The organism is Terribacillus saccharophilus (assembly GCF_046592895.1).
Taxonomy (GTDB): domain Bacteria; phylum Bacillota; class Bacilli; order Bacillales; family Amphibacillaceae; genus Terribacillus; species Terribacillus saccharophilus_D.
Window position 1 is genome coordinate 828,647 of the sequence record NZ_JAWVPU010000001.1, and the last position, 14,579, is coordinate 843,225.

Genomic DNA, 14,579 nt, shown 5'->3' on the forward strand with positions numbered 1-14,579 from the left:
TCCATACCGTCCGTAAAATAGTCAAACTTACCCTATAACATGCCCAATCCTCCGTCAATCCAACTTAAGTTACACCAAAAAGTCCCGATCAACCGCAAAACATCGTTTTTACTATCGCAAATAGACTTTCGCAGCTTGCAGATCCCGTTTTGGAAACCCTATCAAACATTTAATGTTAAAACACTGGATAAAAGGGAACAGTGAACATGGAGCAATTTTTTGCTAACTAAACGGAAAAAGGAGTGGCACACATGAATGACAAGCAATACGATATCGTCAAAAACGGCAAGGGCTTCATCGCAGCACTGGATCAAAGCGGAGGCAGTACGCCAAAGGCATTGGCAGAGTATGGTGTTCCTGAGGATGCTTATTCAAACGAAGACGAGATGTTCAAGCTGGTCCATGATATGCGGACACGCATCATCACTTCTCCAGCTTTCAGCAAAGATAAGATTCTTGGAGCTATTCTATTTGAGCAGACAATGGACCGCGAAATACAGGGCAAACATACCGGCGATTACTTGTGGGAAGAAAAAGGTATCGTTCCTTTCCTGAAAGTCGATAAAGGACTGGCAGAGGAAAAAGATGGCGTGCAGCTTATGAAGCCGATCGATAATCTTAACGAAACACTCGGCCGCGCCTCCGAACGTAATATTTTCGGTACAAAGATGCGCTCTGTCATCAAAGAGCCAAACGTCAGCGGCATCAAAGCCGTCGTCGACCAGCAATTTGAAATCGGTAAAAGCATCATCGCAGCCGGTATCGTGCCGATCATTGAACCAGAAGTGAATATTCACAGCGAGGATAAGGAGAAATGTGAGGAAATCCTTCGGGATGAGATTTTCCGTCACTTGAATGATTTATCCGAAGAAGAAAACGTCATGCTCAAGCTTTCCATCCCAACGAAAGCAAATCTATACAAAGAGCTAACCGAACACCCACGCGTCGTACGCGTCGTTGCACTATCCGGCGGCTACTCCCGTGATGAAGCAAACGAAAAGCTGAAGGAAAATGAAGGCGTAATCGCCAGCTTCTCCCGTGCATTGGCAGCTGAATTGAATGCCAATCAGTCCGAAGAAGATTTCGATGCAGCATTGCAGGATGCTGTGGATACGATTTATGATGCATCTGTTAATAAGAAGTAAGCAGTATGAAGGGCAAGCTGGAATTAGTGACAGCTTGCCCTCACTATTTTCTTCCTCTATGTTACTACTAATCACACTCAGTTCATATTTTGTTCAATTAAAGATACATATTCGTTCTCTTCTCCCCCCTTTCTCGTGTAATCAACATAATAATAAATCCTCTTCGGATAAATTACTTTGACGTTATCTCCCCTATTCCGTACACTATATTTATCATTAAATTGGAAAATTAAAGGAGAAAAGGATGAAGCGTGCTGGTGTTGTTATTCTACATATTGTCTTGCTGATCATTTCTTTATTCTGTGTAATCTTGTTGGTAAGTGAGTCATCCAAACTTTATAATCTTATTGTCACAGAGGATATAAAAACGGCTATCGTTGAAGAAAAGCTAGTCTACAATGACCTGTTCGGAAATTTCGAATTTTACATTTACACAGAAGATGACGATGAGGTCGACGTATCACAGGCAACATTCGAAAAGCTGCAAATCGGAGATACGATTACTTTTGACAATAAAGATTTATTTGGAAATGCAGACTTTTATGGATCTATCTTTCTGCTATTCTTCTTTTTGCTTGGCCCAGTTTACTATATTAGTTTTATCATAGCGCAAGTCAAAAAGGCAGGCTGCATGTGGTTGCTTTGGCCTGTGATTTTGCCTGCGTTCACCTTACCGCTAATCGCCGGCTTCATTATTTTGCTGTCAATTCTAATATACGGTTATACCACTTTAGCACAGGTGGGATATAACGCCGTCCAATCTTATATCGGCACCCAGCATGAAACAGATGCAGTGGTCGTAGACGACTTTGGTGAAAAAAACGGCATATTGGAATACGATTATTATTATCTTACTTTTACGTATGAAGATCCGGAAGGTAATGAAATTCTGATGGAAAAAGAAGTCCGGCCTGGAGTGTATGACGATGGATTAGCAACGGAAGCATTGATCAGCTATCCCACAGATAACCCATACCGCGTTCATACCAAAGGTTTCGCTTTATCTGATATATTCTTTTATTTTGAGCGGTTGATTATGCCAATTATGGCTCTCTTGATGACATATGCAGGATTCTGGTTGTTTCGTGAGAACCGGAGACAAAACCTGAAAGACAAACTGGCACACCGGAAAAAAAGCTGGTTGGATAAGAAGAAGCAACGAGCTAAATGAAGAAAATGCTAACAGAACATCTTGATAAGTGTTCCGTCTGTGTTAGCCTTAAATCTATCCATATGCACTTAACATTTACGTGGTCCCACCATTTTCATACACTATATTTGCGAATACATTGGAGACCAATACTATAAGGAGAAAGAAATGAAGCGTCCTCAGGCCAAGATTTTACATATCGTTTTACTTATCACCTCCCTATTCTGTGCAGTTGCTTTAGTGATGGAATCGATCCAGCTTGCTTCTCTCATTCAAACTAAAGAATTGACAGAATCCACCGTTGAAGCAAAAAATGTTTCCAACGATCTTTATGGAAATGTAGCGTTTTATGCTGTAACAACAAATGATGACCAAATAGAAATATCCCAGAAAGAATACCAAACGCTAACAGTCGGGGATACCATCGAAGTAAATGAAAGAAATCTATTCGGAAACAGAGAATTTTATATATCTATCTTTCTAATCTTTTTATATTTAATCGGTCCCGTCTATTACATTAGCTTCCTTGTAGCACAATCAAAAAAGGCAGGCTGGGAATGGCTGACCTGGCCTGTGATTCTTCCCCTGCCATTTGGGTTCTTCGCAGTGCTGGCAGCCCTCTTGATTTACGGATATACCACGATGGCACAAATCGGCTACAACACTATAAGATCTTATACCGGCAGCCAAAACGAAGTAGAAGCAATGATTATAGCCGAAGAAAGTGACATAAACGGCGGACGCTTCCAAAGCAGCTATTTCTATCTTACCCTTTCATATCAGGATGAGAATGGTAATGATATAATCACGCGAAAAGAAGTCAGGCCAAGTGTCTATTATGACGCAATGGACACAGTATCAATCAGCCATCCCGACAGCAATCCTTATCGAATCCATACGAAGGGCTTCGGTTTATCCGATGTGATATTTTATTTCAATCGCCTATTCCCGCAAATAATGGTGCTCTTTTTAACACTTTTATTAATCATATGTATCCGTTTTGTGCTGGATTCATCAGGCAGCTTGAAACATCGATTAAAAAGAAACCTGGAGCGTAAAGCGCAAAGCCGCAGAGATAAGAAGAAACATCGCACAATGAAGAAAAACAAACGCAAACAAGACAAAAAGCAGAAACAAAGAAATAAAAAACAGACCAAAAGGGCTTGATAAGTCCTTTGGTCTGTCATTTATTAGTCCTTGGACAAAATGCCAAGGAAGCGCAATAGATTAAGGAACAAGTTGATAAAATCAAGGTAAAGGTTCAACGCCATCAACGGAATCATTTCTTCTGTGATCTGGTTCCTGGCCATTTGGTTGAAATCATACAAAATGTATAGGGAGAAGACAACCGAACCAATTCCAGAGAAGCCGAGCATCGTTGCATCACTATAAGGGACAAAGATGCCGATCAACCCTGTCACAATCAAAGCAACCAAAGCGATTAGCAAGAACCCGCCAAGGAAAGAGAAATCTCTCTTCGATTTAACCCCCACAAGTGCCATTGCTCCAAAGATGACAAATGTTGTCGTGAACGCATACAGAACAATATTGGCTCCGCCGATGGAAGCGTAATGCGCGACCACCGGATATGTCGTGATACCTGAAATGACAGCAAAGATATAAATGAACGTATAACTTACTGCCTTTTTCCTTCTAAGCCAAAATGCTGCAATCAGCATGCCGACTTCCACGATAATCAACGGAAGAATCAGCACTGGCGGCACAAAATGCCCTGCATATATACCAACCGTCGCCAGCAGCAATGTCAGCAAGAATGTTTGAAGCACCTTCTGCATGATCGTTTTTTGATTTGATATTGCGTATTCCAAATTTCATCGCTCCTAATTTTCTAAAGATATTGTTAGGTTGTATACGTCGTAGCATGAAAAATGGTTTCGAATTTTTGCTAACTAAATGGAAAAAATCAAAGTAACATATAGATTTCTTCCATTTACTAATCCATATCAGGAAATTCTATATATATTTTCTAATTTTTTTAGTATGATATAGATAAGGAAGCATAGGACTATATCATTACATACGATTAAGCACTTCTTTTTTCCTCTCTTCCTTAAAAATATTGAAAGTAGGCTACATACATGAAAGCAGTATTACAGAATTCTGGCGGCTTATCAAAACGCGTGAAAGTAGGCTTCAGCTGGACAACATTTTTCTTCGGTTTCTTGACTCCCCTATTTCGCGGAGATCTAAAGTGGGCTATCATCATTGTCATTATTGAAGCCGTTCTTGGTTCTTTCTCATTCGGTCTTGGTTCCTTCGTCACAGGCATTGTATTTTCATTCATCTACAATAAGATCTATATAAAAGAACTGATCGAAAAAGGCTACCAGCCAGCTGATGAGGAATCCAGAGTTTTATTGCAAGAAAGAGAGATCCTTTCCAGAACTGCTTAAACAAAAGTCCGACTGCATAGTCGGCTTTTTGTTTATCCTAATTTAAATGTACTTATAATGTCGGCCACTGCTTTCTCTGCTTTTACAAGCGAATCGACCGCACTGCTGCTCGCCTCCACGTGCTGAAGTGCCATACCCTGATATTCTTGAACGAGGCTTTTCAGCGATTCATTGACATTATTGATCTTCACTTGCACATCAAGCATTTCATCTCCGCTGCCTGACCCCGGATCTCCCTCATGAAAATCAGCAAGTGAACGCTGGAGATCTGATAATTTCTGCTGCACAATGTCTGCTTTTAACTTAATTTCACTCATGACTGCAGCTCCTTGTCTCTATCTTTCTGCAGCCGCTCCATTGAACTCTCCTTTGCTGCTATTTGCATCTGACATGTATCAATCTCAGCAACCACCATGCTTTTCGCTTGTTCCAGCGCATCCAGAACCCGCTCCACCTCATTTTGTGATACTTTGGTAAAGCTGGTTGAGAGCTCTCCATTGCGGAAACCATCGAATTTATCAGCAAGCTCGCCCTTCCACGTCTTCGCAGTCAAATCTATATCATGCCAGTGTTTTCTGCTCTCCTCATAATCTCCTTGCAAACCCGAAATCTCAGTTATTGCTCTTTCAAGCTGGGTTAATTCCTCTTGCTTTAGATTGACTTGAGAGCTTAAACCATTGATTGAGTCTCGCATGTTGTCGATTTGATTATTAAGGGAATCGATTGAAGACATCCTTCCTCACACTCCTTGCTTTGTATCATTCCGCACCATACTGCTTCAGTTATACTGTAAAGGATTCCCAACAAAAAATCTGTAAGACTTCTGCCTTGTTTTTCCATAATGCAACTGAATTGTAATAGTAAAAAAGTTGGATGATAAATTGTGTTTAGCTTGCCGGCACATTAAACCTTTTATTGAGACTATCAGTTAAGTACTTTATATTTTTTTCTTGGTTGGGAAGATTTTTAGGACTGCGTTTTCTTAATTGGAATACATAATCCCCATCATTCCCCTCATTCTTCAGTGTAATGGTAGAGCTAAGCCATCCATCTTTTATATCTAGATGCTGTACACCGAAAAAACTGAAATACCAAGCCTCGATAGCTGTATCTGCCTTGAATAAGTGCATCAGCACGATTAAGAGCCCTTCCTCTTCTATATCCATCACACAGTTCACTAACGATTTTTCTCCATTTGCTTTTTTTTATTAATCCCATTACAGGATGCATCATCTTAAAATCCGATATTGGACTCGTGTCGTCAGGATTACTTTGAACGAGCTGCTGAAAAGCCTTTTTAATCAATGGCTCGGTGTATCTGAATTTCATTTGTCGACGCCCCTCTCGTACGGCTATAAGTGCAAGTATGTTATACAACTGTTCAATTACATTTAGATTCCAATTACCATTTACCCGTCCACAACCATTTAAATCAAAATTATGTAATTAATTGGCATATAAATCCAACGAAAAGGGTACTTGGTTAGCAGCAAAAGCACAGACAGGAGCATATATAACTATTTCCCTAGGCATAGGGAAGAATTGTTCAAGGAAAAAGGTACTTAATACTCTACAAAATGGAAACTAGATTCGATAGGGTGAAACTATCAGTTTTTATAGGAAGGAGTCCTTACATGAGCGGCGAAATAAAAGTCAATCAAGCCGAGGCTCAAAAAGGCATCCAAGAAATGAGCGACGCTGTGCAAGCATTGCAAAAACAGCTCGGCGAAACAATGGATGGCAACACAGATATCCGCATGAGTGATTTGTACAACGAAATAAAGGAAGAATACGAAAATCTTCTTGGTCAGTTCATCACACTGTTCCAAGATAATATAGCAGCAACAGAAACAGCAGTGCAGGAACTAATTGAATTAGATCGAACAATTGGCGATAAAATCGCTTTAAAATAAGCATGTGAGGAGGAAGTATGTTGAAAGAGTTCTCGGTAAAAGAAATTCACAAAGGCACTGAAACGTCCAAGCTAGATTTAGACACGCTATCGGAACAACTGTCGAACCTCCAGCAAAAAGTCAGGAATCTCTACAGCTTAGAAGATGCCTTAAAAGGAAAGACAGGCACGGCTATTCGTTCCTTTTACAACGAAATTCATACCCCCTTCATCACCTTCCTGCTTCAATCCATGGAAGACTACAAAAACAGACTGGAGGATATGAAGAATGATGTTGAATCCTTCGAACCCAGCCATCATGGTTATATAAGTGAAAGCTTTTTAAACAACGAACTGCACCCTGGGCTCGATCAAGCTAAATCCAAGGTTGCCAGTGTCTCCGAAAGCATCAATTCCGTTTTATCCGGCGTAGCCAATATTACATACGTAGCAAAAATCAGCTATTCCGACTTCGAATCGAGTATTGAAGATGGTAAAAAGCAGCTAGATGATGTCATGGAAGACCTTGGCGAACTTGACAGCAAACACGCATCCAAACTGCAAGAAACACAAAGTGACTTGGACACAATGAAAAAGTATCTGTCAGAAATGACAACCGGACTAAGCAACGGCTCCATTTCGATAGGCGAATTCGATGCAGCATCCCTGCAGAACATTGATGCATATAATAACGTCATTCAGCAGAGTTACGGAAACGGGAATGTCGAAATTACCGAGGAAAATGTTGAATATCTTCCTATGTCTGCGATTGCTGCTGCAACGAAAAGGGCAGAAGAAGGAATGGATGAAGGTATATCTGTTTTAGTATCCCATGCACAGAAAGATTTAAGGGAAGGAAATATATCGAGAAAAGAATATTACGGAATTTTGTCTATGGCTAAGGGCGAAAAAGCGCTTACAGAAGCTTCTGATAAAGAGAGAACCGATAATTTTATAGACTATACTAATAAAAACTGGGATAAGATTACACAGGATGTTTCCAAGGAAGTATTTGCAACATCAATTGAACAAATTGGCGTACAAACACAGAAAATCGGTGAATTTACTCGTGATTTATTATATTTAAATGCAAATCTTGGGTTAGTAGGTTCTAGAACTGCTCAACATCAACTTAACCAATCGAATAAATGGATTAATACAGGCAGTAAGTTAATGAAAGGTGGTGCGATGTTAGGAAAGGTTGGTATACCTGCGATAAGCGCCGTGTATGGTACTTACGAAGATATGAATAAGAACGATAAAACTTTCGGTGAAGCTGTTGCTAAGAATGCAGCCGCCACTGGTGTAGGTACCCTAGTAACGCTGGGCACTACAGCACTTGTCTCCAATCCTGGAGGATGGGCTATATTGGGAGGTATGGCCGTAGCTGTCGGATTCTCACATGGTTTTAATTGGCTTTACGACAATAACATCGGAGGAATTCAAGATGGTTTAGATGCCGTTGGCGAAAAAATAGATGACGCCGGAAAGGCGATAGTTAATCAGGCAGAAAAAACTGTGGATTCTTTTAAAGAGATAGGAGAAGGCATCAAAGATGGTATAGCATCTTTAAGAAATCCTATGACTTATGCGAGGTGGATGTATTAATGCGCGGAGAAATTAGAAGATTAAAGGGAAACTTAAGGTATAGAATATTAAATATTAATGAAGATTATTACTTAATAGACACAGGATCGTCTCCATGGAAAGCAATATTCCCTTTTCTTTTTTTGATATTTCGAAACCCCGGTTATAAAATTGATGAAGAAACTGCCTTGCAACTTCTAACAAATCAAAAAACCCAAATGCGTAAGTTTGCAATATACGGTTTTATGGCGGGCGGACTTTCTATATCACTGTCCGGCATTTTAATGCCTTTAACAAATCGGTTAAATATTGATAGCACTTTTTCAATCAATATAATTATCACTTTCATATTAGTATCTATGTTCATCATGGGGTTTTTATTTTTATTAAGAGTCTTAAAACAAAATGTAGAGAAGACTATAAGTTATACAGATCTACCAAAACATCAGATTAAGATTTATTCACCAAAGATATCACACATACTAAAAATCCAATTTTTTAGTCTCTTCTTTGCAGCTTTTTCAGTTACCTTTTTGATAGCATTTATCAATTATAGTAACATTTTTATACTTTTTATGGGTTTAGTCTCGTTAATATTATTTCTTCTTTATGGTGGATTGGGACTAGATCATGGCAAATATAAGATAAAATTTTAAAAGGAGGAATTATTATGCTCCCCATCGGTTCAATTGTCTATCTCAACGAAGGAACTAGCAAACTAATGATTCTCAACCGCGGCCCTATCATAGAACTAGACGGAGAACAAAAAATGTTTGATTACTCTGCTTGTGAATACCCACTAGGACTGGTCGCTGATAACGTTTTTTATTTCAATGAAGAAAATATTGATGAGATAATTTTTGAAGGATTTAAAGATAGTGATGAGGAACGGTTCAATTCCTTGTATAAGCAATGGCTTGAGGACAACAAAATTCAAAAAGGTGTTGTTAGCGGTCCATTGAAATAAGAAATAGAAAAAGCATCAAGATTATTTCATTTATCTTGGTGCTTATTCTTTCTCTTATTAGTTTTTTTCTAATTTATAACCACTCTTATAGCTTTCGTATTATAAAATATTTAGGTGTTGACATCATGAAACGTACAGCCAAAGGTATGATTAGAAGAGTTAAAGGAAACGCTAGATATAGAATCCTTTTGTATCATGATGAATATTATCTTATAGATATAGGGACTTCGATTTGGAGAAGCATATTACCTTTCTTGTTCTGGTTCCTTCGTAATCCTGCTTATAAGATTGATCGTGAAATAGCCTTGCAGCTTATCATCTATCAGAAAGTAGATCTCAGCAATAGCGCAAGGTACGGTGCTATAGGTTCTGGTATAGCTACTGCGTTCTCAGGAATTTTGATTCCACTAACTAACCTAGCTACTATAACCAGTCCTGTATATTTAAACATAATTCTAACGATATTACTAACAAGTTTATTATTCTGGGTTTTCTTGTTTCTAATGCATAAACAAAAGCAACGCTTGAATAAAACTATAGACTTTACCTACTTATCCACGTTGCATATAAGAACTAGCAGACCAAAATTTCGACATATTATTCGTACTGCTTTCTTATACCTATTTTCCTTATCCTTCTCTGTTTTTTGTTTGCTAGCATTCATAACAGAAAGTAATCTCTATATACTATTTATGGGTTTATTATTCTTTTTTATATTTCTTATTGTTAATTTAACAGCATTGGATCATGGCAAATACAAGATTGATATAAAGTGAATTTCTGTGGCCTATTAGATATCGAACAGTATTATAAACCTGTTAAGATAGTCAATGAAGTCGAGTATGGAACCGTTTGAAACAATGATAAGAACCCAGACAAATTTCATCTGGGTTCTTAAAAAACAGTAAATCGAATTATCTAGAAAATGTTATTCTTTCCATATTACCACCTAGCGTTATATTCGTATCCCTCGGCTGTGTCTCCGCAATAACCTCACCATTCCGCACAGAATACAAAACAGCAGCTTGCTTCCGAATCGCTTCGTATTCATTCTCTGCTTCCAGCACAATCAAGTTAGCTGGCTTCCCTTCTTCAATGCCGTACTTGTCTTCGATGTGCAGTGTTCTGGCGCTGTTTGCTGTGATCATGTCGATGGAGTTGACGATTTGGTCGTAGCCCATCAGCTGTGTGACGTGGATGCCCATGTGCAGGACTTGCAGCATGTTGCCTGTTCCTAGTGGATACCATGGGTCAAAGATATCGTCATGGCCGAAGCTGACGTTGATGCCTGCTTCTGTCAGCTCCTTCACTCTTGTGATCCCTCTTCGTTTCGGATATGTGTCAAAACGTCCTTGAAGGTGGATATTGACTAGTGGATTGGCTACCATGTTGATATTGGATAGCTTCAGCAAGCGGAAAAGCTTGGAAGTATACGCATCGTTATAAGAGCCCATCGCTGTTGTATGACTGGCTGTCACGCGCTCGCCCATACCGTAGCGATGTGCTTCTGCTGCTACTACTTCGACGAATCGGGATTGTTCATCATCGATTTCATCACAATGGATATCCACGAGACGATCGTATTTTTCGGCTAATTTGAAAGCTGTCTGCAATGATTCCACGCCATACTCTCTCGTAAACTCGTAATGTGGGATGCCTCCGACAACATCCGCTCCCATCCGGAGTGATTCTTCCAGCAGTTCCGCTCCATTTGGATAGGATAGGATCCCCTCTTGCGGGAAGGCAACCAGCTGCAGGTCAACATATGCTGCCGTTTCTTCTTTTACTTCAAGTAATGCTTTCAGTGCTGTCAGTTCAGGATCTGTTACGTCGACATGTGTGCGCACATGCTGGATGCCTTGTGCAATCTGCCATTTTAGTGCTTGTTTCGCCCGAGTCTTTACATCCTCATGTGTGAGCAGCTCTTTTCGCTCTGCCCAGCGCTGGATTCCTTCAAACAATGTCCCGCTTTCGTTCCAGTTCGGCTCACCTGCTGTCAGCGTTGTATCCAAGTGGATATGCGGTTCGATGAATGGCGGAAGCACCAAGTTTCCCTGCACGTCCATGATATGCTGCTCATGATCCATTTCAATGGACTGGGCTATCTTTTCAATTTTTCCATCTGTGATTAGGATTTGCCAAAGACCTTCTTTATTTCTAAGCTTTGCGTTTCTGATTATCATGATTCGGTCACCTTTTTCATCTCTAGATTTACTTTCGGCTGTGCAAATTTTGCTGTTACGACAGAAAGGACAACATATACGGCTGCCGCACCGATCAATCCGTTCAGCGGCGGAATACCCGGCAGGAATTTCGCTGCACCAGCTCCGAGAGCCCATGCTATCATCGCGCTCCAGTTCACCGCTTTGAATGTCATCGTTTCAAACGCTGGATACTTGCCGCGGCGCACGATGAAATAGTCCGCAATCAGGATGGCTCCGATAGGCGGCAGTACAGATCCGAGCGTTGTCAGGAAACCGACGAAGTTGTTGTACAGCCACATCGCCAAGAGTGTCCCGACAATTCCGTTCAAGATGACTACTTTGCTTTTTTTGATTTTCGTGATGTTGGAAATCCCGAGTCCTGATGCATAAATCGCACTATCATTCGTCGTCCAGATATTCAGACCCAGCACGATGATCGCCGGGATGATAAGTCCTTGCAGGAACATCACTTCGGAAATATCCGATTGACCTGTGATGATTGCACCGATGGCACCGAAGAAGAACATCAGTGAATTTCCGATGAAAAAGGCGAAGACAGTTGTGATGACTGCATTCTTCGGCTTATCGGCAAATCTTGTGAAGTCAGGCGTCAATGTCCCGCCGCTGATGAATGATCCGACGCAGATTGTCAGTGCTGCTGCAGCGCTGATTGTCTCTTGCGGCTCATACTGCATCAGCTGAGTGAATCCACCGATTGTATCCACTGCTTCAAGTGCTGAATATCCGCCAAGAGCAATGATGGAAGGTACTGCGATAAAGCTCAAAATCGTCAAAGCCTTCATTCCGAAGAAAGCCGTCGCTGTCATTGCGAAACCTAAAATGATGATCAAAATGTACGTATCTATTCCTGTCACTCGGTGAACCGGTACCGCGAACATTGCCGCGCCGACTCCGAACCACCCCACCTGTGTTGCACTCAGCAGGAACGAAGATAAGTAAGATCCTTTTTCCCCAAACGCATAACGCGCCAATAAATGTGTAGACAATCCAGTCTTGGCTGAAATATGAGCAAGCGCCCCTGTATAAAGTCCGAGAATCAAGTTACCCGCCAACACAATCAGTATGAATTGTGTCATGGTCAATCCTAAGCCAAGCGTTCCACCTGACACCATACTCGCCGAGAAAAATGTGAATCCAAGCATGACCACCATCATCTTCCAAAAACCGCTCCGATGTGATCCCGGCACCGCCTGCAGTGAAAAATCATGATCTATCTTTTTCTGTTCCATTGTTATTCCTCCTGTTTTAGTCAGACTAAAACTGGTACCGAGGAAAAAAGAAAAGAGGCTTCCTGCCATCACTGACAGGAAGCCTCTTTGAACATGGAGATACAAGGGTATAGCTATCCCTGATAATCTCCATGGTTTCCGAATGTCCTTGTCAGCCTCACGGGACTGAATTAAAGGTACCAGTATTCAATTAAAAATATTATTACAATAATTCAGATTGATGTCAATAACTTTTCGTAATCCAAGTTTAGCCAAAGCAAGACCTGCTGCCATATTAAAACGGCATTCTCCTATAGGAATGCCGCTTTGCTTCAATTCGAATCACATCTCAATTAAAAATCTTTCTTCACTTCCTTATTGATAACTAGATAGGCAATAAGAAAGCCGACAAGTCCCAGTGCAAGTGGCACAGCGGTATACGAGAATAAATTGATACCCGAGTTACTGATCGTGGAAGATAAGACAGTAATAATCAGGATAGACGATGTAATAGTTGCTGGTACGGAATATTTCAGCATTCCGAAGTATAGCGGAATAAGGGCCATCCCCGCCACCGCAAGGCCAGTTACCAACAGATGCACCGTGTTTTCCCACAATAGATCAACCGGAAAAGAAAACCACAAAATATCGTACATGTTATTCAGAAGACTGAAAGTAATCGACAACAGATAAACGGACACAAGGTACAGTACAAATGTCACCAAGCTTACCGTAAGCACTTTAGCCAAAAGCAGGTGTTTTCGGCTAACAGGCGTTGTGAACAAAACCGTTATCGTTTTACTCTTGAATTCTTCAATAATCATATTTGATAAAAGGACCGACGCATAAATAACAAATGCGGCTATAACAAGCGTCTCAATCAACATCATGATCTGGTCCGCATTTGTAAAATCCTCTGCCGTTAATTCCGGTTCGACTCCAAGCAATAACAGGATGCCAAGAATTCCAATATTAATCGAGAGAAAACATATACCTACCGTAACGAAGTTCATCTTTTTCATTTCTAACCTCATCAGATTAAGCATGTTTCTTTCCTCCTTCCATCCGCTGCATAAAGTAACCTTCCAGTGATAGATTTTTATTGTGAATGTTGCCGATTTCCACACCATTGCGGACCATTGCCTGGATAATAGTATTTTGCGACAGAGATGGATCATAGATAGTGATGAATCCATCTTCTTCTCTCACCTGGAAATCGTTTACTTGCAGTTCATGTTCCAACACATAAGCCGCTTTCGCTAAATCAGATACCGTAAGCTCGATGTGCTGCGTATGATTGCCGCGGATTTCCGCCATGGAGGTTTCCTCAATCAGTCTGCCATCACGGATGATCCCGATTGTATCGGCAATTTGCTCGATTTCCCCGAGAATATGACTGGAGATCAACAGGGTGATGCCATACTGTCTGCTGAGTTTGTAAAATAAATCCCGCAGCTCCTGCATGCCGATTGGATCCAAGCCATTCACCGGCTCATCCAGAATCAACAGCTCTGGCTTTGTCATGATCGCTCTGGCAATCCCCAGCCTTTGTTTCATACCTAGTGAAAATTCCCTTACCGGAATATCATCAGCGACCTTCAAATTCACTAGTTCAAGTGCTTCTGAGATGGCATCTTGCTTGTAGTAGCCCATGTATTCGCCATAGATTTCCAGGTTCTTTTTAGCAGACAGCTTCTCATAAAAAATCGGATATTCAATGATACAGCCAATCCTCTTAAGGACTTCATGGGAATTGGCTTTCAACCTTGTGCCAAGCACCTCAATTTCCCCGCTTGTCGGTTTGATAAGATTGGTCATCATCTTCATTACAGTCGTTTTCCCTGCACCATTCGGTCCGAGGAATCCATAAATTTCACCTTTCCTTACGTGCATATCGACGCCGGAAACAACTTCTTTCCCCCGATATCCCTTTGTCAGCTGATGTGTTCTGAGAGCATATGTCATAAGCTAACCCCTTTTCGTTGATTTCCT

17 protein-coding genes are annotated in these 14,579 nt (G+C 40.8%); 9 read left to right on the plus strand and 8 right to left on the minus strand.

Annotated features, from left to right (window positions below; all coding sequences use genetic code 11):
- Positions 1 to 251 precede the first annotated feature (251 nt).
- The 3 genes from SFC66_RS03930 (at position 252) to SFC66_RS03940 (ending at position 3,462) form a co-directional block, all read left to right on the plus strand.
- Positions 252 to 1,145, plus strand: a complete 894-nt coding sequence (locus SFC66_RS03930; RefSeq protein ID WP_411217398.1) for a fructose bisphosphate aldolase — start codon at positions 252 to 254, stop codon at positions 1,143 to 1,145.
- A gap of 244 nt (positions 1,146 to 1,389) precedes the next feature.
- Positions 1,390 to 2,316 carry a hypothetical protein gene (locus tag SFC66_RS03935; protein ID WP_411217399.1) on the plus strand — a complete coding sequence of 309 codons (927 nt, stop codon included), beginning with the start codon at positions 1,390 to 1,392 and terminating at the stop codon, positions 2,314 to 2,316.
- A 147-nt stretch (positions 2,317 to 2,463) separates the two neighbouring features.
- Entirely contained in the window at positions 2,464 to 3,462 is a 999-nt protein-coding gene (locus SFC66_RS03940; protein WP_411217400.1) for a hypothetical protein, read from the plus strand.
- Positions 3,463 to 3,485: 23 nt separating this feature from the next.
- Here SFC66_RS03940 and SFC66_RS03945 read toward each other — a convergent pair whose 3' ends face one another.
- Positions 3,486 to 4,091, minus strand: a complete 606-nt coding sequence (locus SFC66_RS03945) for a Bax inhibitor-1/YccA family protein (protein WP_411217744.1) — start codon at positions 4,089 to 4,091, stop codon at positions 3,486 to 3,488.
- Between the two features lie 303 nt (positions 4,092 to 4,394).
- Here SFC66_RS03945 and SFC66_RS03950 point away from each other — a divergent pair, with 303 nt between their 5' ends.
- Positions 4,395 to 4,709: a DUF2628 domain-containing protein gene (locus SFC66_RS03950; protein WP_411217401.1), complete on the plus strand. Its 315-nt coding sequence runs from the start codon at positions 4,395 to 4,397 to the stop codon at positions 4,707 to 4,709.
- 32 nt (positions 4,710 to 4,741) lie between these two features.
- On the opposite strand, the gene SFC66_RS03955 is transcribed toward SFC66_RS03950, so the two are convergent.
- From SFC66_RS03955 to SFC66_RS03965, 3 genes are all read right to left on the minus strand, one after another.
- The gene (locus SFC66_RS03955) at positions 4,742 to 5,026 is read right to left on the minus strand and encodes a YwqI/YxiC family protein (protein WP_411217402.1); all 285 of its coding nucleotides are present in this window, start codon (positions 5,024 to 5,026) and stop codon (positions 4,742 to 4,744) included.
- Positions 5,023 to 5,442 carry a YwqH-like family protein gene (locus tag SFC66_RS03960; protein WP_411217403.1) on the minus strand — a complete coding sequence of 140 codons (420 nt, stop codon included), beginning with the start codon at positions 5,440 to 5,442 and terminating at the stop codon, positions 5,023 to 5,025. The genes SFC66_RS03955 and SFC66_RS03960 overlap by 4 nt, the downstream gene beginning before the upstream one ends.
- Positions 5,443 to 5,596: 154 nt before the next feature.
- Entirely contained in the window at positions 5,597 to 5,875 is a 279-nt protein-coding gene (locus SFC66_RS03965) for a hypothetical protein (RefSeq protein ID WP_411217404.1), read from the minus strand.
- 468 nt (positions 5,876 to 6,343) lie between these two features.
- Between SFC66_RS03965 and SFC66_RS03970 the strand changes: the two genes are divergently transcribed.
- The 5 genes from SFC66_RS03970 (at position 6,344) to SFC66_RS03990 (ending at position 9,930) form a co-directional block, all read left to right on the plus strand.
- Positions 6,344 to 6,622, plus strand: a complete 279-nt coding sequence (locus tag SFC66_RS03970) for a YwqI/YxiC family protein (protein WP_411217405.1) — start codon at positions 6,344 to 6,346, stop codon at positions 6,620 to 6,622.
- 17 nt (positions 6,623 to 6,639) lie between these two features.
- On the plus strand, positions 6,640 to 8,208 hold the full coding sequence (locus tag SFC66_RS03975) for a ribonuclease YeeF family protein (RefSeq protein ID WP_411217406.1): 1,569 nt from the start codon (positions 6,640 to 6,642) through the stop codon (positions 8,206 to 8,208).
- The gene (locus tag SFC66_RS03980; protein WP_411217407.1) at positions 8,208 to 8,843 is read left to right on the plus strand and encodes a DUF443 family protein; all 636 of its coding nucleotides are present in this window, start codon (positions 8,208 to 8,210) and stop codon (positions 8,841 to 8,843) included. Before SFC66_RS03975 ends, SFC66_RS03980 begins: the two co-directional genes overlap by 1 nt.
- Positions 8,844 to 8,857: 14 nt before the next feature.
- Positions 8,858 to 9,154, plus strand: a complete 297-nt coding sequence (locus SFC66_RS03985) for a DUF4176 domain-containing protein (RefSeq protein WP_411217408.1) — start codon at positions 8,858 to 8,860, stop codon at positions 9,152 to 9,154.
- Between the two features lie 125 nt (positions 9,155 to 9,279).
- Complete coding sequence (locus SFC66_RS03990; RefSeq protein ID WP_411217409.1) at positions 9,280 to 9,930, plus strand: DUF443 family protein; 651 nt, start codon at positions 9,280 to 9,282, stop codon at positions 9,928 to 9,930.
- Between the two features lie 138 nt (positions 9,931 to 10,068).
- Here SFC66_RS03990 and SFC66_RS03995 read toward each other — a convergent pair whose 3' ends face one another.
- From SFC66_RS03995 to SFC66_RS04010, 4 genes are all read right to left on the minus strand, one after another.
- Positions 10,069 to 11,337, minus strand: a complete 1,269-nt coding sequence (locus SFC66_RS03995; RefSeq protein ID WP_411217410.1) for a cytosine deaminase — start codon at positions 11,335 to 11,337, stop codon at positions 10,069 to 10,071.
- Positions 11,334 to 12,608: a cytosine permease gene (gene codB / locus SFC66_RS04000; protein WP_411217411.1), complete on the minus strand. Its 1,275-nt coding sequence runs from the start codon at positions 12,606 to 12,608 to the stop codon at positions 11,334 to 11,336. Before codB ends, SFC66_RS03995 begins: the two co-directional genes overlap by 4 nt.
- Before the next feature lie 332 nt (positions 12,609 to 12,940).
- On the minus strand, positions 12,941 to 13,633 hold the full coding sequence (locus SFC66_RS04005) for an ABC transporter permease (protein WP_411217412.1): 693 nt from the start codon (positions 13,631 to 13,633) through the stop codon (positions 12,941 to 12,943).
- The gene (locus tag SFC66_RS04010) at positions 13,626 to 14,552 is read right to left on the minus strand and encodes an ABC transporter ATP-binding protein (protein WP_411217413.1); all 927 of its coding nucleotides are present in this window, start codon (positions 14,550 to 14,552) and stop codon (positions 13,626 to 13,628) included. The genes SFC66_RS04005 and SFC66_RS04010 overlap by 8 nt, the downstream gene beginning before the upstream one ends.
- Positions 14,553 to 14,579 lie beyond the last annotated feature (27 nt).